Source organism: Micromonospora sp. NPDC023644, from assembly GCF_040640115.1.
Lineage (GTDB): Bacteria > Actinomycetota > Actinomycetes > Mycobacteriales > Micromonosporaceae > Micromonospora.
Genome location: NZ_JBFABA010000045.1, coordinates 13,781 through 36,068 on the forward strand (window position 1 = coordinate 13,781; position 22,288 = coordinate 36,068).

General features: G+C 72.9%; 18 protein-coding genes and 1 pseudogene. 11 read left to right on the top strand and 8 right to left on the bottom strand.

Annotated features, from left to right (window positions below; translation table 11 throughout):
• The first annotated feature begins 16 nt into the window (after nucleotides 1-16).
• The 3 genes from AB0G08_RS24190 to AB0G08_RS24200 are packed head-to-tail and all read left to right on the top strand — an operon-like array spanning nucleotide 17 to nucleotide 4,384.
• On the top strand, nucleotides 17-3,412 hold the full coding sequence (locus AB0G08_RS24190) for an ALF repeat-containing protein (RefSeq protein ID WP_358091737.1): 3,396 nt from the start codon (nucleotides 17-19) through the stop codon (nucleotides 3,410-3,412).
• 37 nt (nucleotides 3,413-3,449) lie between these two features.
• Nucleotides 3,450-3,875, top strand: a complete 426-nt coding sequence (locus AB0G08_RS24195) for a hypothetical protein (RefSeq protein ID WP_358091739.1) — start codon at nucleotides 3,450-3,452, stop codon at nucleotides 3,873-3,875.
• A 35-nt stretch (nucleotides 3,876-3,910) separates the two neighbouring features.
• Nucleotides 3,911-4,384, top strand: coding sequence for a hypothetical protein (locus tag AB0G08_RS24200; protein WP_358091741.1), 474 nt, complete (start codon nucleotides 3,911-3,913; stop codon nucleotides 4,382-4,384).
• Nucleotides 4,385-4,724: 340 nt separating this feature from the next.
• Here the strand turns inward: AB0G08_RS24200 and AB0G08_RS24205 are convergent.
• Nucleotides 4,725-5,060 (bottom strand): annotated as a pseudogene (locus AB0G08_RS24205) (sigma factor); the annotation flags it as partial.
• A gap of 21 nt (nucleotides 5,061-5,081) precedes the next feature.
• Here AB0G08_RS24205 and AB0G08_RS24210 point away from each other — a divergent pair.
• Nucleotides 5,082-5,351 carry a hypothetical protein gene (locus AB0G08_RS24210; RefSeq protein ID WP_358091743.1) on the top strand — a complete coding sequence of 90 codons (270 nt, stop codon included), beginning with the start codon at nucleotides 5,082-5,084 and terminating at the stop codon, nucleotides 5,349-5,351.
• Nucleotides 5,352-5,414: 63 nt separating this feature from the next.
• Here AB0G08_RS24210 and AB0G08_RS24215 read toward each other — a convergent pair whose 3' ends face one another.
• From AB0G08_RS24215 to AB0G08_RS24230, 4 genes are read right to left on the bottom strand one after another with little or no spacing between them, the layout of a single operon-like run.
• Nucleotides 5,415-7,553, bottom strand: a complete 2,139-nt coding sequence (locus tag AB0G08_RS24215) for an alpha-galactosidase (protein WP_358091745.1) — start codon at nucleotides 7,551-7,553, stop codon at nucleotides 5,415-5,417.
• On the bottom strand, nucleotides 7,550-8,461 hold the full coding sequence (locus AB0G08_RS24220; protein ID WP_358091747.1) for a carbohydrate ABC transporter permease: 912 nt from the start codon (nucleotides 8,459-8,461) through the stop codon (nucleotides 7,550-7,552). Before AB0G08_RS24220 ends, AB0G08_RS24215 begins: the two co-directional genes overlap by 4 nt.
• Nucleotides 8,458-9,417: a sugar ABC transporter permease gene (locus AB0G08_RS24225; RefSeq protein WP_358091749.1), complete on the bottom strand. Its 960-nt coding sequence runs from the start codon at nucleotides 9,415-9,417 to the stop codon at nucleotides 8,458-8,460. The genes AB0G08_RS24220 and AB0G08_RS24225 overlap by 4 nt, the downstream gene beginning before the upstream one ends.
• 21 nt (nucleotides 9,418-9,438) lie before the next feature.
• On the bottom strand, nucleotides 9,439-10,764 hold the full coding sequence (locus AB0G08_RS24230) for an ABC transporter substrate-binding protein (protein WP_358091751.1): 1,326 nt from the start codon (nucleotides 10,762-10,764) through the stop codon (nucleotides 9,439-9,441).
• Nucleotides 10,765-11,036: 272 nt separating this feature from the next.
• Here AB0G08_RS24230 and AB0G08_RS24235 point away from each other — a divergent pair, with 272 nt between their 5' ends.
• From AB0G08_RS24235 to AB0G08_RS24250, 4 genes are all read left to right on the top strand, one after another.
• A complete protein-coding gene (locus AB0G08_RS24235; protein WP_358091753.1) occupies nucleotides 11,037-13,034 on the top strand; it encodes a beta-galactosidase in 1,998 nt (665 codons plus the stop codon).
• Nucleotides 13,035-13,142: 108 nt separating this feature from the next.
• A complete protein-coding gene (locus AB0G08_RS24240; RefSeq protein WP_358091755.1) occupies nucleotides 13,143-13,631 on the top strand; it encodes a class I SAM-dependent methyltransferase in 489 nt (162 codons plus the stop codon).
• Between the two features lie 29 nt (nucleotides 13,632-13,660).
• Entirely contained in the window at nucleotides 13,661-13,969 is a 309-nt protein-coding gene (locus tag AB0G08_RS24245) for a hypothetical protein (RefSeq protein WP_358091757.1), read from the top strand.
• Between the two features lie 140 nt (nucleotides 13,970-14,109).
• On the top strand, nucleotides 14,110-15,066 hold the full coding sequence (locus AB0G08_RS24250) for a sporulation protein (RefSeq protein ID WP_358091759.1): 957 nt from the start codon (nucleotides 14,110-14,112) through the stop codon (nucleotides 15,064-15,066).
• A 70-nt stretch (nucleotides 15,067-15,136) separates the two neighbouring features.
• Here the strand turns inward: AB0G08_RS24250 and AB0G08_RS24255 are convergent, their stop codons facing one another.
• The gene (locus AB0G08_RS24255) at nucleotides 15,137-15,526 is read right to left on the bottom strand and encodes a hypothetical protein (RefSeq protein ID WP_358091761.1); all 390 of its coding nucleotides are present in this window, start codon (nucleotides 15,524-15,526) and stop codon (nucleotides 15,137-15,139) included.
• Between the two features lie 354 nt (nucleotides 15,527-15,880).
• On the opposite strand from AB0G08_RS24255, the gene AB0G08_RS24260 reads away from it, so the two are divergent.
• Entirely contained in the window at nucleotides 15,881-16,288 is a 408-nt protein-coding gene (locus AB0G08_RS24260; protein WP_357876170.1) for a hypothetical protein, read from the top strand.
• Nucleotides 16,289-16,466: 178 nt separating this feature from the next.
• On the opposite strand, the gene AB0G08_RS24265 is transcribed toward AB0G08_RS24260, so the two are convergent.
• Together AB0G08_RS24265 and AB0G08_RS24270 are read right to left on the bottom strand one after the other, a co-directional pair.
• On the bottom strand, nucleotides 16,467-18,773 hold the full coding sequence (locus AB0G08_RS24265) for an ATP-binding domain-containing protein (RefSeq protein ID WP_358091763.1): 2,307 nt from the start codon (nucleotides 18,771-18,773) through the stop codon (nucleotides 16,467-16,469).
• 172 nt (nucleotides 18,774-18,945) lie between these two features.
• Nucleotides 18,946-20,061: a sigma-E factor regulatory protein RseB domain-containing protein gene (locus tag AB0G08_RS24270; protein WP_358091765.1), complete on the bottom strand. Its 1,116-nt coding sequence runs from the start codon at nucleotides 20,059-20,061 to the stop codon at nucleotides 18,946-18,948.
• A gap of 95 nt (nucleotides 20,062-20,156) precedes the next feature.
• Here AB0G08_RS24270 and AB0G08_RS24275 point away from each other — a divergent pair, with 95 nt between their 5' ends.
• Together AB0G08_RS24275 and AB0G08_RS24280 are read left to right on the top strand one after the other, a co-directional pair.
• Nucleotides 20,157-20,813, top strand: coding sequence for a response regulator transcription factor (locus AB0G08_RS24275; protein WP_358091767.1), 657 nt, complete (start codon nucleotides 20,157-20,159; stop codon nucleotides 20,811-20,813).
• 53 nt (nucleotides 20,814-20,866) lie between these two features.
• Nucleotides 20,867-22,240 (top strand): HAMP domain-containing sensor histidine kinase, encoded by a 1,374-nt coding sequence (locus AB0G08_RS24280; protein ID WP_358091783.1) that lies wholly within the window; start codon nucleotides 20,867-20,869, stop codon nucleotides 22,238-22,240.
• Nucleotides 22,241-22,288 lie beyond the last annotated feature (48 nt).

The window sequence follows — 22,288 nt, forward strand, 5'->3', positions numbered from 1 at the left end:
GCCGGCGAGGCCCGCGTTGGCGGCCGACGACATCGTCTCGACACTGTCGAACCGGCACGCCGCAATGATCTATCTGCAGACCGGCGGGCCGGTGGTGTCGCAGGCGGCGCGGGAGGCCCTGCTTGGCACTGAGGAGCGGCTTGCCTCGTTCATCGCCTCTGGGCGCGCAGAAGCATCCGTCCGGGACGACCGCGTCCGACTGGCCGAGCTGATGGCGCTCAGCGGTCCGATTCTGACCTTGGCCGCACAGGATGCGCTGGCCGGCCCACCTGAGGAACTGAGAAACTTCCTCAGCAGTGGATGGCAGGAGCCGGCCCGCCGCGACATGCGGGTACGAGTTGCCGAGATCATGGCCAGCGGTGGTCCAGCTACCCGGCTCGCGGCTCAGAAGGCACTGGACACGGGCGGCGATGCTCTGGTCACCTTCTTGATGACCGGTCAGCGGGTCGCCAAGGAGCGCGACGACCGCTACGAGGTATCGGAGATCATGGCGGCGGGTGGCCCGGAGGTGGTCCGCACCGCGCAGGTCGCGTTGAACGGCACGGCGACCGATGTCCGCGAGTACCTCGATCACGGTCAGCACGTGGCCCGGGCCCGGGACACGGAGGTGCTGACGCTCCAGCAGCTCGTCGACCTGGCGAAGCAGTCGCAGATCACGGCGGCGCGCGAGACCCAGGTGGCGAAGGAGGCGTCCGAGCAGGCCTCTCGCGCTGCTGCGGAGGCGAAGGAAGCGGCCGAGCGAGCAGCCGCCGAGACGGCAGCGGCGCAGGACTCCGCCAGCAAGGCCGGGGCGGCGGCTTCCCGCGCCGCAGACGCGGCCAACCGTGCGGCGGACGCTGCGGCGGATGCGATTGGAGCTGCTGCGGCGGCACATCGGGCGGCGAGGGTGGCTGCGAGCGCGGCGAACAGGGCGGCCTCGGCCGCTGCTCTTGCCGGTCGGGCGGCCGCACGCGCCTACAACGCCGCTGCAGCAGCGGCGAACGACGCGAGCAAGGCGTCGGCGGCTCGATCGGCGGCCGAGGCCGCGCGGAGTGCCTCGGCCACGGTGAAGAGCATTCTGGGTGCCCTCAACGTGGTGGAGCAGGCAGCAGCCGCGGCGGACGTCGCAGCAGGGGCCGCCCTGAGTGCGGCTGGCAACGCCGACAAGGCCGCAGCCGCAGCTGAGGCGGCTGGAGGGTACGCCAACGTTGCTGAGGCGGAGGCGCAGCGCGCACGCGAAGCCGCCGCACGGGCCCGGCGGCTGGCCGCGTCGGCCACCCGTTCGGCACGGGCTTCCCAGGCGCTGGCACGTCAGGCGGCGGCTGCCGCTCGACAGGCACGAACCCACGCCTTGGACGCGGCGGGCCATGCGGACGCCGCTGCCGTGGCGGCCGACGACGCTGCGGCACATGCGGGTGAGGCGGCCGAGGCGGCGACGCGAGCCATCGCGGCGGCCAAGGCGGCGCACACGGCGGCGGACACCGCCGACCAAGCCGCCAAGCAGGCGTCCCAGGTGGATCAGACGGCTCGTGCGGCCGAGGCCGAGCGGCTCAAGCTCGACACGGACCTGGCCGTCGAGGAGGCACGGGAGGAGGCCGCGCTAGAGCGCGCTGCCCCCAAGCCGTTCGCTGCCGACATTCCCGAGTTCGAACGGGTCGATGCCGAAACCCAGAGGTTGCTCGACGAGGCGGGCGCCTCGGGCGCGTCGACCGAGGTCCTGCTCCGCTCCGGCCGACAGGCACTGTTGCGGCTCATGGGAAGCGCGGGGCCGTGGACGCGTACGGCGGCGGCGGAGGCGCTGGCTGGTGGCGAGAGAGACCTGCGGCTGTTCCTGGCCGAGGGCAGGGAAATCGCCGCCGATCAGGACGACCGGGCGCGGGTTCTGCGAATGATCGAAGTGTCCGACAAGGACGCCTTCAAGGCAGCTGCCGAGCAGGCACTCACCGGTGACCACGCGCGGGTGGTGGCCTTCTTGAAGTGGCCCTACTACGAGGGGAAGGTACGCGACGACCGCGCTGCCATCGCGGAGGTCATGGCTGCCGGCGGCCCGGCTACGAACGTCGCAGCGCAGGCCGCACTGGCCGGGACACCGGAGGACGCGCACGAGTTCCTGCGCAGTGGTCAGCATGTCGCCGCGGAGCGGGACGATCGCGACGCCATCGCGACCATCATGGCGAACGGCGGTCCGGAGGTGAACGCCGCCGCTCAGATCGCGCTGGCCGGTCCGCGCAACTACCAGAAGCAGTTCCTCATCTCGGTGCGGCACAAGGCTGCCCAGCGGGACCACGACACGGCCGTGCACGTCGCGACCGTCAAGCGATACGTCCTTGAGGCGACGAACTACGCCATCCAGGCGCAGAGCGACGCCGCCAAGGCTGACGAGTATGCGGCTTTGGCGCAGCAGAAGGCGGCCGAGGCCGCCGGATACGCGAAGCAGGCCAGCGATCTGGCGCTCCAGGCGAAGGGCTACGCCGACCAGGCGGCGCTGTCCGCGCTTGATGCTCAGCGGTCGGCGGACCAAGCGGCGGAGTCCGCTCGTGTCGCCCGGGAGGCCGCCGCTGCTGCCACCGCGGCTGCGCGGGCGGCCACCGAGTCTGCGAATCAGGCAACCGCCGCGGCCAGCAAGGCCAGGGCCTATGCAAGCTATGCGTACGCCGCAGCCGCGCAGGCCCGGGTCTCTGCGCTGCAAGCCGGGAAGGACGCCGAGGCGGCCGCCCGGGATTATCAGGTGGCGCTGAGGACCGTTATCACCTGGTTGCAGAGCGGGGGCGGGGACGACGGCGGCCCAGCAAATCCCAAGCCCAACCCCTGTGACACCGCCTGGGTCGAAAACTCCATCTGCTATGAGGGTAAGCCCTACACGTGGCAGAACCCGGCGTGCCGGGCGAACCGGGCGGTCATCGACTTCCTCTCTCCCTTCGGTTATTGGACCGACTGCAGCCAGGACATGTACCTCGATCCGACGACGGCCAGCGGTTGGGACACCCTCTTCGCCTTCATGGGCAACACGGGATCCCAGGGGGAGGTCCGGTTCGGCTCGGACAGCTACTTCGGGCAGCAGGCGGTGAAGGACCCGTGGTTGCTCGCGGCACTGCAGGAGTCGGTCATGGCCGGTGACCGCTCTGGCGAGCTGCACAAGAGCTTGGGGGATGATCCGATGCAGGGGCTCAAGGACATCCTTGGCGGCAACTGGGAGGTCACCGCCCTCGGTTCGTACTATGTCGACTACCAGGTGATTTCGATGAACTCGGATGGTACTGCGACGGTGCGGGTGACTCTTACGAACGATATGAGCAACGAGTCGGTCGCCCATTTTGCGGGCTATGACGACAACCCCACCTACCGCAAGGTGCTCGCTCAACTTTACAAGATCAATCCCGCCAGACCATTGAAGACGACAGTGACCGGCACCGTGCGGATCAGAGTGAGTTGATGGCTGCGGGTCTTCGATCCGCGTGAGAGGTGCTGCGATGGGCCGGAGAACGGCGCTGGTTTTGGTGGCGATTGCAACGACTGTGCTCCTGCTGCTTGGGCTGGGGGTGTATGTCGCCGCCCGGGTGTTCTTCAAGGAGCAGTCACGGGCGGTAGCCGCCGACGTGCTGGGCGACTGGAGGGGGGTCGACGACGCCTCCTTGACGCTGCGCCACGACAACACCTTCGAGGCGCGTGAGTTGCCAGTTCACATTCAGGCGCCTGACCGCTTCTCGGCCGCGTGGACGGGTTCCGGGGCCTGGCGCCTGTCGGCGCCTGATCGATATCGGCGCCAGTACGTGTCGGTGAATATTGACGGTTATTCCGTGCCTGTCTTCGTCGACAAGTCGGACAAGGCGACCCGGCTCTACCTCACCCACAACGAGGTGGGCGAGGGACGCCGGTACTGGATGGACAGATCTTGAAATGCCCAATTACCTATGTCGTGAGAGGTTCTGATATGCATATCGATAGGAAGTTGATGGTTCTGGGGGCAGTCGCCGTCACCACTGTCGGTGCTTTCGTGGTGCCGAGCGTGGCTTCGGCTGTCGAGGAGCCGACGACGATGCCGTCGGTGGTGGAGGACTACTCCTATCCTGGTGCGGCGCAGATTCTCGAGACCAGGGGAATTCAGCTCTTCCGAGGTGACGGGCGCATCACGCTCGCGGACTGCACCGGTGATTCCAACCTAATTCGGGTCGAGTCCCTCGCCGAGGACGTGTGCTTCGCGGTGAAGGGCGACACCGGCTGGCTGAGCCTCCGCCTGGAGGCTGTGTACCTGGTGGGCGCCGGCGACCAGGACGTGTCGGTCACTGTGGAAGGCATGGCGAACACGGTGGAGGTTCCCGAGGGCACCTCGATGCCGGTCATGGCTGTCGACCCGGCTCGAAGGGGCGTAGTGGTGGAGCTGCGGGCGAGCCCGGCGGCTCCCTGAGGCGACCGGCGTCCAACGGTGGCGGGCCCTCCGGGGGGCCCGCCACCCGCCGCGCCATCGGTGCGCGCCCGCTCTACGGTCTGTGGCGGTGCCACCTGCGCCGAACCCGCCGTTCGAGTGGCGTAGCGGCGCTCGGGATCGAACGGCCGTTCGGGCGGCGTAGGGGACGTGCTGGCTGCCGCGCGGCGGGGATACTCGTCGCCTCGGGCGAGGCGACCATCCTGCAGGCGTCGCTGCGCGCGCTGTCGAGCTGCCCCGTGTGTGAGATGGCCGGCGGCCAGGGATCCTGAACTGCCTGCTCCATTCACGCGGGCAGCTCGACAGCCTCCGTACCCGCGTACGCCGGGTGGCAGCAGAGGAAGAGCAGCGTCAGGGTGTCGTCCCGGTCGGCGCCCAGCTCCTCGTCCGGCGGCGGCGCGGCGCGGCGGTCGTCCGGCTCGCGGCGGGCGACGAGGTCCTCGCGCCGCCGCCGGGCCGTCTCGTCGCGGACCAGCTCGACCATCCGCCGGTACGCGACCTGGATCAGCCAGCCGCGCGGGTTGTCGGGCAGCCCCTCCACCGGCCACTGGGTCGCCGCCGCCAGCAGCGCCTCCTGCACGGCGTCCTCGGCGGTGGCGAAGTCGCCGAACCAGCGGGCGAGCACGCCGAGGACCTGCGGCGCCAGCTCGCGCAGCAGGTCTCGGCGAACGGCCCCTCGGTGACCACGGGCGCGCCGCCGGCGCCCGCCCGGACGATCTTCGCCTGGGCCGGCCCGGCGAGCCCCTGGCCGTCGACGAACTCGCCGTCGGCGACCAGTTTGGCGTTGACCACGCCCATGAACCCGATGTGCGCCCGGATCTCCTCGGGCGTCCAGGTGTCGATCGGGAGGAAGTCCGTGCCGGCGGCGCTGAACTGCATCAGCAACATGTACTTCACGTCTGGCTCCTCACGACTGCGCACCATCATCGGTGCTCTCACCCGTCGGTAGAAGCCGGAACTCCGGTTCTCGACATCCCGGCGGAGAAATCTCCGAGGAATCTCCGCCGCCCCCTCAGCCGGCGGCGGTGACCTCCAGCAGCACGGTCTGCTCGGGGTGCAGGGCCGGCATCTGGAGCCCGACGGTCGCCAGCACCGCGCCGCCGAGGGTCACCCCGCCGTCGGCCAGCCAGCCCGGCCCGGTCAGCTGGAGGGTCGCCGGCTCCGGCACTCCCGCGACGGGCCGCACCGCGTACCGCCGGCGGGGGTCGAGGCCGGGGAGCCGGACCGGCCCGGGCGCCTGGGTCACCGAGGTGGCCAGCCGGGCCACGGCGTACACCGCGTGGGATCCGTCGTGGGCGACCACGCCGTGCGCCCAGACGGCCGGGTCGGGATGGTCGACCCGGACCACCCGGCCGGCGTGCAGCAGCGGGCGGAGCCGCTTGTGCAGCGCGACCCAGGCGGCCAGCTCGCGGCGCTGCGCGGCGCCGATGGCGCCGATGTCCCACTCGATGCCGAGGTGGCCGACGAGCGCGGTCGCCGCCCGGAAGCCCAGGTCGTGCACGCGGTGGGTGGTGTGCGAGCGCTCGGGCCCGATGTGGCTGCCGACCAGCTCGGGCGGGAGCAGCAGCCCCGTCCAGCGCTGGATGGCCAGCCGTTCCAGGGCGTCGTTGCAGTCGCTGGCCCAGACCCGGTCGGTGCGCCGCAGGATCTCCAGGTCCACCCGGGCGCCGCCGGACGCGCAGCTCTCGATCTCCACGCCCGGGTGGCGGCGGCGCAGCTCGTCGAGGAGCCGGTAGACGGCGCGGGTCTGCCCGTGCACGCCGGGGCGGCCGTGGTGGCCCGCCTCGGTCAGGTCCCGGTTGTGGTCCCACTTGAGGTAGCCGATGCCGGGGTGCGCGGCGAGCAGCGCGTCGAGGCGCTCCAGCAGGTACGCGTACGTCTCCGGGCGGGCCACGTCGAGCACCTGCTGGTGTCGCCACTGCGGCGGCAGCCGGCCCGGCGCCGACAGCACCCACTCCGGGTGGGCGCGGAACAGGTCCGAGTCGGGGTTGACCATCTCCGGTTCGACCCAGAGCCCGAACTGCATCCCGTGCCCGCGCACGTGGTCCACGAGCGGGTGCAGGCCGTCCGCCCAGACGGCGTCGTCGACGAACCAGTCGCCGAGGCCGGCGCGGTCGTGGCGGCGCCCCCGGAACCACCCGTCGTCGAGCACGAAGCGTTCCACCCCCACTTCGGCGGCGTGGTCGGCCAGCGCGCGCAGCCGGTCCAGGTCGTGGTCGAAGTAGACGGCCTCCCAGACGTTGAGGGTGACCGGGCGGGGCGTGGCCGGGTGCTGCGGGCGGGCGCGCAGGTGGGTGTGCAGGACGTCGCTGAGCCCGTCCAGCCCGGCGGCGGAGAAGACCGCGTGCAGCAGGGGAGTGGCGTACTCCCCGCCGGGGTCGAGCACCACCTCGCCGGGGGCGAGCAGCTCGCCGCCGCCGAGGACCGACTCGCCCGTCGGCCGCCGCTCGGCGAAGGTCACGTGGTCGCCGCTCCAGGCGGTGTGCACCGCCCACACCTCGCCGTGGTCGAAGCCGAACCCGGCCGTGCCGGCGACCAGCAGCAAAGTCGCGTCGTGCCCGGTGCGGCCGTGCCGGCCCTCGCGTACCCAGGCGCCCATCGGCCAGGGGTGCCGCTGCGGGGACCGTTCCCGGCACCACCGGCCGGTCAGGTCGAGCAACTCGGTGGCGACCGCCGGCACCGGCAGGATCGGCGTCAGCTCCCGCAGCTCGTACGGGCGGTCGCCGGTGTTGCGCAGCCGGTGCCGCAGCAGCACCAGCCCGGTCGGGTCGAGCGTGATCTCGACGGCCAGCGACAGCGCCGCCGCGCCGTCGGTGGCCCGGACGGTGACCCGGGCGGGACCGCTGCCGTCGTCGGTCACGTCGACGCCGGCCAGGCGGAAGGCGGTGGACCAGTCCCGGCGGTCGCGGTGCCCGGCCAGCGCCGGCCGGCCGCCCCAGCCGGCGGCCGCCTCCGGCAGCAGGGACAGCACCGTCGGCGCGTCGAAGCTGCTCGGTACGACCGGCGCGACGGTGGCGTCGATCAGGGCGGGCAGGTCGCCGGCGGGGACCGGGCCGAGGTCGGCGCCCCAGTGCGCGAGGCGGGGCAGCCCCGGGCCGCGCGCGTCGAGCACCAGGCTGGTCCGGGCGCGGCGCAGGTGGACGATGGTCATCCCTTGGTGGCCCCCAGGGTCAGGCCCCGGACGAACTGCCTCTGCAACAGGAAGAAGATCACCAGGGTCGGGACGGCGACCAGCACCGAGCCGGCCGAGACGAGGTTGTTGTCGGTGAAGAACTCGCCGCGCAGGTTGTTCAGCGAGCTGGTCACCGGGAACTTGTCGCCGGTGCGCATGAGCACGGTGGCCCAGAAGAACTCGTTGTAGATCCAGGTCACCTCCAGGGTGGCCAGCGCGGCGAGGGCCGGCCGGCACAGCGGCATCGTCACCTGCCAGTACTGGCGCCAGACACTCGCCCCGTCGACCATCGCCGCCTCGTAGAGGTCGCGCGGCAGCGCCTTCATGTAGTTGCTGAGCACGAAGACGCAGAAGCCGCACTGGAAGGCGACGTTGACCAGGATCAGCCCCCAGTAGCTGTCGTAGAGCAGTTCCGAGTCGCTCATGAACGCCGGCAGCGGCACCTGGGTGAAGAGCCGGAACAGCGGGATGAGCAGGGCCTGCTGGGGCAGCAGGTTCGCCGCGGTGAACAGGCCGAGCAGGACGACGTTGGTCCGCCAGCTGAACCGGGCGATGACGAACGCCACGCACGAGGCGAGGAAGAGGGTCAGCAGCACCGCCGGCACCGTGATGTAGGCGGAGTTGAGCAGGTGCCTGCCGAACTCGGCGGTCCGCCAGGCGGTGACGTAGTTGTCGAGGGTCCATCCGCCGAGCGAGACGTAGCCGTTGGCGGCCGTGTACTCGTAGGAGCGCAGCGAGGTCAGCACGGCCCAGAGGATCGGGAAGAGCCAGCCGATCGCCACCGCCGCCAGGAACACGTGCAGCACCACCCGGGCCGGGCGCGGCGGCGGGCGGCGCCGGGTCGCGGGGTCGGTCCGGCTCTCCGTGGGCACGGTCGCGGTGCTCATCGGCGTCCCTCCCGCAGCACGGTCGCCAGGTAGACGCTGATGAAGACCAGCGAGACGACCAGCATGATGGTGGCCAGCGCCGAGCCGAAGCCGATCCGGCTCGCCTCGCCCACCACGTTCTGGGTGACCAGCGCGGAGAGCAGTTCCAGGCCGTTGCGGCCCTTGTTGACGACCCAGACCAGGTCGAACGCGCGCAGCGACTCGATCACCGTCACCACCAGCACGATGATGTTGACGGGCCGCAGCACCGGGAAGACCACCCGGAAGAACGTGCGGCCCTCCGACGCGCCGTCCACGGCGGCGGCCTCCCGCAGCGACGGGTCGACGCCCTTCAGGCCGGCCAGGTAGAGCAGCATGATGTAGCCGACGTGCCGCCAGCCGGCGGCCACCAGCACGGCCCAGATGTTGACGCCAGGGTCGCCGTACCAGTCGACGCCGGTGCCGAGGACGGCGTTGAGCAGGCCCTGGTCGCGGGAGTAGAGCAGCTGCCAGACGAAGCCGATCAGCGCCAGGGAGAGCACCACCGGCAGGTAGAGCGCGGTCTGGTAGAACCGGCTGCCGCGCAGCTCCTTGTCGAGCAGGACGGCCAGGAACATGCCGAACGGGGTGGCCACCACGAACAGCGCCGCCAGCCAGAGCAGGTTGTTCTGCACCGCCGGCACGAACGGCGGGTAGTTCCGGACCACGTCGGCGTAGTTGCGGCCGCCGACCCACTCGATGTCGCCGACCGGGCCGATGCCGTCCCAGTCGGTGCCGGAGAGCAGCACGGTGGCCCCCGCCGGCAGCCAGACCAGCCCGACGACGAGCAGCAGCGGTACGGCCACCATGAGCGCGACGACCACGCGGTCGGTGCGGGACAGCAGCCGTACGCGCCGGCGGCGACCACCCGTGGCGGTGGTGGTCGCGGCCGGCGGCGGCACGGCGCGATCCGCTTGGATCAGGGGCAGGTCGGACACGGTGCCCTCACCCTCTCGCCGTCAGTCGGTGAAGATCGACTTCTTCTGGTTCTCGATGCTGGACGTCAGCCCGTCGATGTCCTTCGGGTCCTTGATGAACTGCTGGAGCGCCGGGATGATCACTGTCGAGGCGAAGTCCGGGCGGGTGTCGCGGTCCAGGAACTGGGCCACCTCGGTGGCCGAGCCGACCAGCTCGGCGGCCTTCCTCTGCAGGGCGCTGTAGCCGCTGGTGTCCGCCTCGGTGTTGGCGACCAGGGTGCTCGGGTCGTTCTTGACGGTGATGTCCGCGGCGGCCTTCGAGCCGACGTACTCCAGCAGCTTCCTGGCGTTGGCCTCCTGCTTGGGCTTGCGGGCCATCATGTAGCCGTCGATCGGCGCGTCCAGGGCCCTGGCCCCGATCGCCGGGTCGATCTCGGGGAACGTGAAGAAGTCGAGGTCGGCCAGCTCGCTGTCGTCGAACTGCTGGCCGACGAAGAGGCCGAGCAGGTACATGCCGCTCTTCTTCTGCTGCAACGACTGGGCGGCCTCCTGCCAGGTCCGGCCGAGGCTGTCCGGCTGGTGCAGGGGCAGCAGGCCGCGCCAGGTGTCGAAGACCTTGCGCACCTTCCCGGAGGTCCAGGACTCCCTGCCGGCCATCAGGTCGATGTGGAACTGGTAGCCGTTGATCCGCAGGTTGAGGATGTCGAAGGTGCCCATCGCCGGCCAGCCGTCCTTGTCGGCGAAGGCGATCGGGGTGAGGCCGTCCTTCTTCATCTGCCCGGCGAGCGCGGTCAGGTCGTCGAGGGTCTTCGGCACCTGGTAGCCGTTCTGCTGCCAGACCGACCTGCGGTAGAAGACGGCCCACGGGTAGTACGACGACGGCACGAAGTACTGCTTGCCGTCGTCCCCGGTCGACGCCTTGCGGAAGGCGTCGGACATCCCGGAGAGCCTGCCCCAGACGTCGCTGAGGTCGCTGGCGAGGCCCCGGGCGGCGAAGAACCGCATCCGGTAGCCGGCGAACCACATGAACACGTCGTCCGGCTTGCCCTGGAGATAGTTGTTGATGTTCTCCTGGAAGGTGTTGTGGTCGACCGTGTTGACGGAGACCTGGAGGCCGGACGAGGTCCGGAACCCGTCCATGACCTTCGCGACCACCTCCTTGGGCTTCGGGTCGGACTGGTTGGAGCCCAGCGACACCGTGCTGGCGTCGGACCCGCCGGAGTCGGACCCGCAGCCGGCGAGCAGGCCCGTGCCGAGCAGCGCGGTGGTGCCGGCGGCGCCGGCCAGCAGCGAGCGACGGTCGAGGCCGGCAACGGAGGGGGGTACGAGCCGGGCGAGGTACTCGGCTCGGGTGCGGGGACGGGACATGGTGCCTCCTGCTGACGAAGAGGTGCCCGAGGGCCGTCGGTGGCGGTGCCCCGGCAATCGTGGTCACACAACGGGATCCATCGCGAATCCACATTGACGAACACGAATTGCCAGTGGCGCCTCAAGCTACCCGTCCCCCGGGCGCTGTCAAGGGGGACGGCAATGGCCCGACATTCCGGCCGCGACAAGGCCGTGGTGCGGTAGGCGTCGTCAAGGCGATCGATGTTGGAACGTGTTGACTCGGCTCCGCCGTCCGGGCACGCTCTGCATCCATGCGGCAATGGCAGGGCGAGAAGATGTGGTTCGGCGCCGACTACAACCCCGAGCAGTGGCCCGAGTCGACCTGGACCGAGGACGTCGCGCTGATGCGCCGGGCCGGGGTCAACCTGGTGTCGGTGGGGATCTTCTCCTGGGCGCTGCTGGAGCCCGCCCCCGGCGCGTACGAGTTCGGCTGGCTGGACCGGGCGCTCGACGTGCTGCACGGCGGCGGGATCTCGGTCGACCTGGCGACGGCCACCGCCAGCCCGCCACCGTGGCTGGCCCACCGGCACCCGGAGACGCTGCCCCGGCGCGCCGACGGGGCGATCCTCTGGCCGGGCGGCCGGCAGGCGTACTGTCCCAGCTCGCCGGTGTTCCGCGAGCGGTCGCTGGCCCTGGTCGAGGCCCTCGCCACCCGCTACGCCGAGCATCCCGCGGTGGTGATGTGGCACGTCTCCAACGAGCTGGGCTGCCACAACGTGCACTGCTACTGCGACGTCAGCGCCGAGGCGTTCCGCCGCTGGCTGCGCGAGCGCCACGGCGACCTGGACGGGCTCAACGACGCCTGGGGCACCACCTTCTGGAGCCAGCGGTACGGCGACTGGGCCGAGATCAACCCGCCGCGCACGGCGCCGACCTTCGCCAATCCCACCCAGCAGCTGGACTTCCTGCGCTTCTCCTCCGACGAGCAGCGCGCCCAACTGCGCGCCGAAGCCGAGGTGCTGCGCCGGCTCGTGCGCCAGCCGGTCACCACGAACTTCATGATCAGCAACAAGTACCTGGACTACCACTCCTGGGCGTCCGACGTGGACCTGGTCGCCAACGACCACTACCTCACCGCCGCCGACCCGCGCGCCCAGGTCGGCCTCGCCCTCGCGGCCGACCACACCCGGGGCGTCGCCGGCGGCGCGCCGTGGCTGCTGATGGAGCACTCCACCAGCGCCGTCAACTGGCAGCCGCGCAACGTCGCCAAGACCCCCGGCCAGCTGCGCCGCAACAGCCTGGCGCACGTGGCGCGCGGCGCGGACGGGGTGCTCTTCTTCCAGTGGCGGGCCTCCCGCGCCGGGGCGGAGAAGTTCCACTCCGCGCTGGTCCCGCACGCCGGCCCGGAGACCAAGGTGTTCCGCGAGGTGTGCCGACTCGGCGCGGACCTCGCGGCCCTCGCCGAGGTGCGCGGCAGCCGGGTCGAGGCGGAGGTGGCGATCCTGTTCGACTACGAGGCGTGGTGGGGCGCCGAACTCGACTCGCACCCCACCGTCGACGTCACGTACGTCGACCGCCTCGCCGCGCTGCACGACGCGCTGTGGCGGGCCGGGATCACCGCCGACGTCGTGCACCCGTCGACCGACCTCGCCCGCTACCGGCTGGTGCTGGTCCCCACCCTCTACATGGTGCGCGACGCGCACGCGGCGGCGCTGCGCGCGTACGTCGAGGCCGGCGGCACCGCCCTGGTCACCTACTTCAGCGGCATCGTCGACGAGCACGACCACATCCGCCTCGGCGGCTACCCCGGGGCGTTCCGGGAGCTGCTGGGCGTCCGCGTCGAGGAGTTCTTCCCGCTGCGGGCGGGGGAGCGGGTCACCCTGGACGACGGTTGCGTCGCCGACGTGTGGACGGAGTGGCTGCATCCCGAGGGCGCGCAGGTGCTCGCCGCGTACGCCGACGGGCCCCTGCCGGGCGTGCCGGCGCTGACCCGGCACCCGGTGGGCCGGGGCGCGGCCTGGTACGTCGGCACCCGGCTGGACGCGGCGGCGACGGAGCGGCTGGTGGCCCGGCTGGTGGCCGAGTCGGGCGTACGCCCGGCGGCGCGGGTCCCCGCCGAGGTGGAGGTGGTCCGGCGGCGCGCCGGCGACCGCAGTTGGCTCTTCGTCGTCAACCACACCGACGCCGACGTCCGGCTCGACCTGACCGGCGTGGAGCTGCTGACCGGCGCGCACTGCGCCGGCGACCTGGTCGTGCCGGCCGGCGAGGTGGCCGTGGTCCGCGAGGAGCCGCCGGCCCCCACCCCCTGACGGTAACGGCCCCGAGGCGTCCCGGCGGCCGGCGCGGCCGGCGGACACCTGCATCGCCGGCCCCGAAATGGGGTCGCGGCTGACGTCGCCGGCCGCGATCCTTCTGTCGTGGACCAGCATTCACGCGACATCGTCGAGCACTACACGGTGCGGTACCGCGAGGACGCCCGACTGGATTCCCGGCCGCAGGCGCGGCTGGAGCGCACGCGGACGAGGGAACTCCTGCGGGAACTGTTGCCGCCCGCGCCGGCCCGGGTGCTGGATGTCGGCGGCGGGCCCGGCGTCTACGCGCGGATGCTCGCCGCCGCCGGTCACCGCGTCCGGCTCGTGGATCTGGTGCCGGGCCACGTGGCGCAGGCCGCCGGCGGCCAGCCTCCCGTCGACGCGGTGGTGGCCGACGCCCGTGCGCTGCCCGAGGAGGACGACCACTACGACGTCACGTTGCTTCTGGGCCCCCTCTACCACCTGGTGCGCGGCGAGGACCGGTTGAAGGCCCTGGGCGAGGCCGCGCGGGTGACGCGCCCCGGTGGCCGGGTCGTCGCCGCGGCGATCTCGCGTTTCGCGGGACCGATCGATTCGCCGCCACCGGTCGGCTGACCGGGGAGGCGGTCCGGGAAGCCCGGGCGTTGCTCACGAACGGGGTGAACGACCCGCGCAGCACCTTCACCCCGGCCTACTTCCACCGGGCCGAGGAACTGCGCGACGAGTGCCGGGTCGCCGGCCTGACCGACGTCGTGGTGCACGGACTCGAAGGGCCGGCCTGGACGGCCGCCGAGGCCGCGGCGAACGGGCCGCTGGCCGAGGTCGTCTTCAGCGGCGCGTTGGACCTCGCCCGGGTCTACACCAGCGAGCCCGCGCTGATCGCCGCGAGCGTACATCTGCTCGCCACCGGGCTGGTCCCGGCGTCAGGCAGGCGACGGCCAGCGGTCCGATAGCCGTACGGGCCGCAGCCACGCGGGGTGCGTTCGTCGGCGGGCGCGCCCTCACAGGCACTTCACAGCGCCTCCGGTTAGGGTCCCGGGAAGTCAGCGACCGGCTCCAGGGTGGAGCGCGGTGTCTTTGCGCGGGAGTTCCGATGGTCTTCAAGAAGATGTTGAGCGCGTTCGGCGTGGGCGGGCCGAGCGTCGACACCGTCCTGACCAACCCGAACACCCGGCCCGGCCTGACCCTTGAGGGCCAGGTGAACCTGCTCGGCGGCGACGCGCCGGCCAACATCGAGCAGGTCGTCGTCGGCCTGGTCACCCGGGTCGAGATCGAGGGCCACGACACGGAGTACGCCGGCGTCATGGAGTTCCACCGGCTGCCGGTCAGCGGCCCGCTCCAGCTCGCCCCGAAGCAGCAGCTCGCCATCCCGTTCCAGCTCCCGGTGCCGTGGGAGACCCCGATCACCGACGTCTACGGTCAGCGGCTGCGCGGCATGACGATGGGGCTGCGTACCGAGCTGGCCATCGCCCGGGCGGTGGACAAGGGCGACCTGGACCAGGTCAACGTGCACCCGCTGCCGGTGCACGAGCGGATCCTGGAGGCGTTCCAGCGGCTCGGCTTCCGGTTCAAGCACGCCGACCTGGAGCGCGGCCACATCCGGGGCACGCAGCAGACGCTGCCGTTCTACCAGGAGATCGAGTTCTTCGCCTCGCCCCAGTACGCGGGCACCATCAACGAGGTCGAGCTGACCTTCGTCACCAGCCCGCACGGGGTCGAGGTGATCCTGGAGTGCGACAAGCGCGGCGGGTTCCTCACCGCCGGGCACGACGTCTTCGGTCACTACCGCGTCTCGCACACCGAGGCCGACCGGACGGACTGGGCCCAGGTGGTCGACGGCTGGCTGCGCGAGACGACGTCCCGCTACGGCAGCCTGCGCGGCGCCCACGGCTTCGGCGGGCACGGGCACGGTCACGGCCGGGGGCCCGGCATGGGCGGCATGGTGGCCGGGGCCGCGCTCGGGGTCGCCGGGGGCATGATCGCCGGCGAGATGATCGAGGACGCGTTCGAGGGCGACTTCGGCGAGGACTTCGGCGGCTTCGAGGAGTAGGACCACGCACGAAGGTGGCCTCCGGGACTCTCGTCCCGGAGGCCACCGCGTTGCGTGCAGCGGCGCCCGGTCAGTGCCGGGCCTTGCGCTCCTCACCACTGCGCCAGTTGCTACCGGCCTTGGCCAGACCACGGCTACCCAGGTATCCGATGGTCAGCAGCGTGACCATGAACCAGGCGTTGTCGGCCCGGAAGATGTCCACCCCGGTCGTGTTCCGACCGACCAGCTGCGAGGCGGCCAGCACGCCGATCACGGCCGCGATGTAGACCCAGAACTCGGTGGTCCGCAGCGACGGCTTGGTCTCCGTGCCGGGCGCCTGCATGGGCTCCCGGTGCCCGTCGTGCATCATCGGCATCGGACGGGTGGGCGTCTCCTGGATGGCCCGGTCCTGCATCGCGCGGTTGGGCGCGTCCTGCGTCGGCCGGTTCATCGGCCTGGTGGAAGCAGCCTGCGTGCTCATCTTGTCCTCCTCAGGATGCGATGAGTCGTACCTGCGTTCCCTCGCCCCGCTACCGCGTGTCGGCCACGGCACGGTTCGCGTTCATGGCGGGGGCACCCGCCGTCTACCCGAGCCGGCGGGGGCAGTAACCCCCACGGCTGACGGGAAAGGTCGCCACTGCGGGCCCGCGCCCCGGAAGGGCAGCGTCGATCATGCAGTTGTGGTGGGGCGCGAAACGCCCGAACGGGCATCCAGCCGGCACCACGACTGCATGATCGACCGAGGCGTGGGCCGGCCGGTTCGGCGTCGGGGCGGGTTTGCCGGCCCGGCCCTCGGGCACGCAATCCGGACCGACACTTCTGCGAGGTGATGGACGTGCGCGAGGACGACATGCGACAGGACGCCGCCCGGCGGGCCGAGGACCGGATCGCCGGGGGCGTGTACGGCGAGGGCGCCCTGGACGAGGTGACGGTGCCCCCCACCGACGTGCAGCGGGTCATCCAGGACGAGGACCCGGACGACCCCGCCCACGTCCCGGTCGACCCGGAGGTGCTGCGGGACGGCGGGCCCACCCGGGGACAGGGCGCGGTCACCACGACCGGCGGCACCGCCGGGCCGGCCAGCGTGCGCCGGGTGGCCCGGCAGCCGGAGCAGCACCGCGGCAAGGTGGCCCCGACCACCACGGGCGACGCCACCACGGGCGGCCTGAGCACCCCGGCGGCCGGCTCCACCAGCGACCAGTCCGGCCCCGCCAGCCAGGTGGGCGACTTCACCCCGGACTGACCCACCCACCCCACCGCCCGCCCGGCCCTCGCCCCCCTGCGGGCGATCATGAGGTTGGCGGCGATGTGGATCTCCAAGACTGCCGCCAACCTCATGATCGCCGGGGGCGGGCGGGCCGGGGGCGGGCGGGCCCGGGGGCGGGCGGGCCGGGGGCGGGCGGGGTGGGCGGGTTGGTGGGTCAGGTGGGGCGGAGGATGCCGAGGCGTTGGGTGGCGCGGGTGAGGGCGACGTAGAGGTCGCTGCGGCCCCGCGGTGACTCCGCCACGATGCGGTCGGGGTCGACCAGCAGGACCGAGTCGAATTCGAGGCCCTTGGCCTGGCCGACGGTGAGCACCACCACGCGGCTCTCCAGCTCAGGGTCCTCGCCGACGGCCGCCTCGGGCAGGGCGGCGGTGAGCGCGGCGCCCAGCTCGTCGACCCGGCCGGCCGGCACGATCACCCCGAGCCGGCCGTCGTCCAGGCCGGCCGCCTCGCGGGTGCTGGCGGCCACCAGCTCCGCCGCCAGGCGCTCCGGCGCCACCGCGCGGTCCCACGGCGGCACCCCGCTGGAGCGTACGGAGCGAGGCGGGCGCAGCGCCGGATCGATCTCGGCGAGCACCTCGGCGGCGACCGCCATGATCTCGGCCGGCGTGCGGTAGCTGACGGTCAGCTCCTCCAGCCGCCAGCGCTGCGCCACGTACGGCTCCAGCGCGTCGGCCCAGGACGGGGTGCCGGACAGCGCGCCGGTCTGGGCCACGTCGCCGACGATCGTCATCGAGCGGCTCGGGCAGCGGCGCATCAGCAGCCGCCAGGCCATCGGCGACAGTTCCTGCGCCTCGTCGACGATCACGTGCCCGAACGCCCAACGCCGGTCGGCCGCGGCCCGCTGGGCGGTGGTCAGCCGGTCCGCCTCCTCCTGCCGCTCCAGCAGCCGGTCGGCGTCGATGAGGTCGGTGACGCCGAGGATCTCACCGCCGTCGGCCTCGTCCTCCACGTCGATGGAGCGGGAGCCCCGGGCGATCTCCAGCACGCCCTCGGCGTACTCCCGTTGCAGGGCGCGGATCCGCTCCCGGCGGGCGGCGGCGGCCCGCTCGTCCTCGCCGAGCAGCTCGGCCGCCTCGTCCAGCAGCGGCACGTCGGCCGGCGTCCAGCCGCCCGGCTCGCGGTGCAGCATGGCCCGCTCGGCGTCGCTGAGCATGGGCGCGGCGGTGGCGATCCGCCCGGTGGCGGCGTAGAGGTCGGCGAGCAGGCGCTGCGGGGTGAGCACCGGCCAGAGCTGGTCCAGCACGGCCCGCACCTCGGGCTCCTCGCGCAGCTCGCGGCGGATCTCCGCCACGTCGGCCTCGTCGAGCAGGTTCTCCCCGCCCAGCGGGTCCGCGCCGATCCGCTCGGCGACCTGGGCCGCGAGGGCGTGGACGATCTCGACGTCGAAGAGCGCCCGGGCCAGGTTGTGCGGCCGGTCCGAGCGGCGGGCCCGGTCCCGGGCGGCGCGGACGGTCTCGGGGTCGAGCCGCAGCACCTCCTGCTGCGGCAGCTCGATCTCCAGTGGCTCGTCGGGCACGCACTGCCGGTCCCGGACGGCGGCGGCCAGCACCTCGACCATCACCGCGCGGCCCTTGAGCGCGGCGGTCGCGGCGGGTTCGGTCCGGCGCGCGCTGACCCCCGGGAAGAGGTCGCCCTGGGTCCGCAGCAGCACGCCCGTCTCGGCCAGCGCGGGGAGCACCTGGGAGATGTAGCGCAGGAAGGTGGCGTTCGGGCCGACCAGGAGCACGCCCCGGGTGGAGAGCTGTTCGCGGTGGGTGTAGAGCAGGTACGCGGCGCGGTGCAGCGCGACGGCGGTCTTGCCGGTGCCCGGACCGCCCTGCACCACCAGCACGCCCGGCAGGTCGGCGCGGATGATCCGGTCCTGCTCGGCCTGGATGGTCTCGACGATGTCGCGCATCCGGCCGGTGCGGCCGGCGTTGAGCGCCGCGAGCAGCGACGCCTCGCCGGTCAGCTCCTCGTGCGCGGTGGGGGAGGCGGTGGCCAGGTCCAGGACCTCGTCGTTGAGCGCGGTCACCTTGCGTTCCCGGGTGCGCAGGTGCCGGCGGCGGCGCACCCCCTGGGGGTTGGCCGCGGTGGCGAGGTAGAAGGCGCGGGCCGCCGGGGCACGCCAGTCCATCAGCAGCGGGTCGTAGTCGCCGCTGGTGTCGAAGATCCCGATCCGGCCGATGTAGTGCGGGCCGCCGTCGTCGGTGTCGAGCCGGCCGAAGCAGAGGCCGCTCTCCACCGCGGAGTACTGCTCGACCTGGTCGGCGTACATCCGCACCGCACTGTCGCGCTGGGAACGGGCCTGTTGCGTGCCGCCGGTCGAACGCAGCTCGTCGGTCAACCGGTCGGAGGCCTGCTCACGCAGCTCGTCCAGTCGGCGATAGAGCATCGAGACGTATTCCTGTTCGCGGCCGATCTCGTCATCGGGCTGCAATTCGGCGGAATCGGCGGAATGCCTTGACAAGCCCTCTCCCATTGGGTTAGCATCTCTCTCGGAACGGCTTTCGACAGCCGTTCTTTTTTGTTGCCTGAACTGAGAAAGATACCGTGCGCCGGCCGCCCCGACCAAGCGCGCCGGGCCACTCGACGGGCCGCCCCGCACAGACAGCGGGGGCCCGCCGTATGGCGGGCCCCCGGACTGCCGAGGCTCAGCCCCTGGCCACCTCGTAGAGCCGCTCCGGCGTCACCGCGCCGGCGATCAGCCGGCCGTCGTCGGTGAGCAGCGCGCTGAACAGCTTCCCGGTCAGCAGCCTGCCGCTGCCCCAGTCGCCGCTGACCTTCGGCAGCGCGCCGAGCAGCGCCGCCGGGTCCCCGGTCGACCCGTTCGAGGGGCGACCGGGGGCGGCCCCGGCCCGGTCGGCGGGCGCGCCGGCGCCGTCGAGCCGCGCGACCACCACCGTGGCCCAGCTCTCGCCGACGGTACGCACGTCCGGCCGCTCACCGTCCGTGGGCCGCTTCCCGCGCGCGTCGGCGGGCTCCCTGCCGGCGGTCTCCTCGGTCACCTTCACCCCGGGCGGCGGGTTGAAGGTGAACTGGTCGGCGTCCGGCCGGGCGTACGACACCTGGGTGAAGGCCATCTCGAAGGCCGGCTTGTCGCTGCCGTCGGCGAAGACCTCGAAGCGCAGCGGCACGTGCTCCCGCGCGTCGATGGCGATGCGCACCTGGTGCACCAGCGAGGCGGCGTCGCGCGGGGCGAGCACCAGCTCGTACGCGTCCCGGCCGGCGACCGTGGCGGACCGGCCGACGCTCACCTCGGTGCTCGGGCCGATCGCCGCCAGGGCCCGGTCGGCCGCCTCGCCGGGGGTGGCCGGCAGCTCGGGGGTCTCGGCCCCGGCGGTGCCCTCGGGGAGCGTGCGGTGGGTGGCGGTGTTGGACCGGCTGTTCCAGGTCCACACGTCCCGGCCATTGCGGATGACGTCCTGCTCGCCGAGCGTGTCCGTCAGGGCGATGCGCTGCCGGTCGGGCCCGGAGTGCCAGACCCGCAGCGTGTGCGTGCCGGTCAGCAGGCCGGTCAGGCCGTCGCCGCCGACGAGGTTGGCCAGCGGCGGCAGGCCCAGGTCGGCGCGCTGCACGACCGTGCCGGAGAGCCCCTCCAGCCGGGAGGTCTGCAGGTCGACCAGGAGTTGGGCGGCGGTACGCGGCGGCAGGCTCGGCTCGGCCTGGGCGGCGAACGTGCCGAGCGCGGCGCCGCCTCCGATGACGGTGGCGACGGCGGTCACGGGGACCAGCCAGCGCAGGACGGGACGGCTCTTCAGGACGGACATGTGACACCTCCTGCCGGACATCCTGCCTCCTCGACGCTGTGAGGGCGCTGAGGACGACCGGCCGGCCCCGGGCGCCCGGGTGGCACCCTTGGGGCGTGCGGGTGCTGGTGGTGGAGGACGAGTCGCGGCTGGCGTCCGCCCTGCAACGGGGGTTGCAGGCCGAGGGGTTCGCGGTGGACGTGGCGGCGACCGGTCCCGAGGGGCTGGACGCGGCACGGCACGGCGGGTACGACGCGATGATCCTCGACGTGATGCTGCCCGGCCTCTCCGGCTACGAGCTGGTCCGCCGGCTGCGCGCCGAGGAGCACTGGCTCCCGGTGCTCATGCTCTCGGCCAAGGACGGCGAGTACGACCAGGCCGACGGACTGGACTGCGGGGCCGACGACTACCTCACCAAGCCCTTCTCGTACGTCGTGCTGCTGGCCCGGCTGCGGGCCCTGTTGCGCCGTGGCGCCCCCGAACGCCCCACGGTGCTCGCGGTCGGCGACCTGCGGCTCGACCCGGCCCGGCGGCGGGTGACCCGGGCCGACGCCGAGGTCGCGTTGACCAGCCGCGAGTTCGCGCTGCTGGACTACCTGATGCGCCGCCCCGGCGAGGTGGTCTCCAAGACCGAGCTGCTGGACCACGTCTGGGACGCCAGCGTCGAGACGGCGCCCAACGCGGTCGAGGTCTACGTCGGGTACCTGCGGCGCAAGCTCGGCCGGGAGCGCCTGGAGACGGTCCGCGGCGCCGGCTACCGGCTCGCGCCGTGACGCGCGGGGTGCGGGGGCGCCTGCGCGCCGCGCTCGGGCTGCGCGGGCGACTGATGGCGGTCGGGGTGCTCGGCGTCGCGGGGGGACTGGCCGTCGGCGGCCTCGTCCTGCTCGGCGTGCTGGGCTGGGCCCTGCAACGCGCCGTGGACACCGAGGCGTTCCGGACCGCCGACGCGGTCGCGCTGCTCGCCGCCGAGGAGGTCCTGCCCGATCCGCTGCCGGTGGCCGGCGGGCAGGTCCGGGTGCAGGTGATCGACGCCGGGGGCAGGGTGCGGGCCGCCTCGATCGACGCCGACCGGCTGGTGCCGATGGTGTCGCCGGAGCGGATCGACGCCGGCGCGCGGCAGCGGCTGACGGTGTCGGGGGAGCGGGTCGGCCTGGCCGGGCCGGTCCGGGTGGTGGCCGTGCCGGCGGGCACCGCCGCCGACCCGCGCACCGTCCTGGTGGCCCGGTCGCTGGCGGACGTGCGGCACAGCGCGCACGTCGTCCGGACCATCCTGCTGGTGAGTTTCCCGCTGCTGGTGGCGGTGCTCGCCGCCGTGGCCTGGCGGGTGGTCGGCGCGACCCTGCGCCCCGTCGAGGCGCTGCGCCGGGGCGCCGAGGAGATCACCGGGCGGGACGGGGGCGGGCGGTTGCCCGTACCGGCGTCGCAGGACGAGATCCACCGGCTGGCGGTCACGCTCAACGGGATGCTGGGCCGGCTGGAGTCCGCCCGCGACCGGCAACGGGCGTTCGTCGCCGACGCCGCGCACGAGCTGCGCAGCCCGCTGGCGAACATCCGTACCGAGCTGGAGGTCGCCCGGCGGCTCGCCGACCGGACGGACTGGACGGCGGTGTCGGCGAACCTGCTCGCCGACACCGAGCGGCTCGGCCGGCTCGTCGACGACCTGCTGCTGCTGGCCCGGCTGGACGAGGGGCCGCCGGCGCGGGTCACCGGGCCGGTCGAGCTGGGTGCCCTGCTGGCGGCGGTGGCCGCCCGGTACCCGTCGCCGCCGGTGCGCCTCGACGCGCCGACGGCGCCGCTGTGGACCGAGGGCGACCCCGACGAGCTGCGCCGGATCCTGACCAACCTGGTCGACAACGCGGTCCGGCACGCCCACGGCGAGGTGGTGCTGGCCGCCGGGCCGCCCGTGCACCCCGGGGGCGGCGCCGGCGCGGTGGCGTACCACCTGGTGACGGTGACCGACGACGGGCCGGGGATCCCGGTCGCGGACCGGGAGCGGGTCTTCGGCCGGTTCACCCGGCTCGACGACGCCCGGGCCCGGGACGACGGCGGCGCCGGCCTCGGCCTGGCCATCGTGCGCGAGCTGGTCCGCCGGGCCTGCGGCGGCATCGAGCTGACCGACGCCCGTCCCGGCCGGGACGGCGGTCCGGGGCTGCGGGTACGCCTGCTGCTGCCGGCCCTGCCCGACCCGGAGCGTCCCTGACGGTCCGGGCGTCCGGCGCCGGCCCGGGTCCCACGCCCACCCGTGACC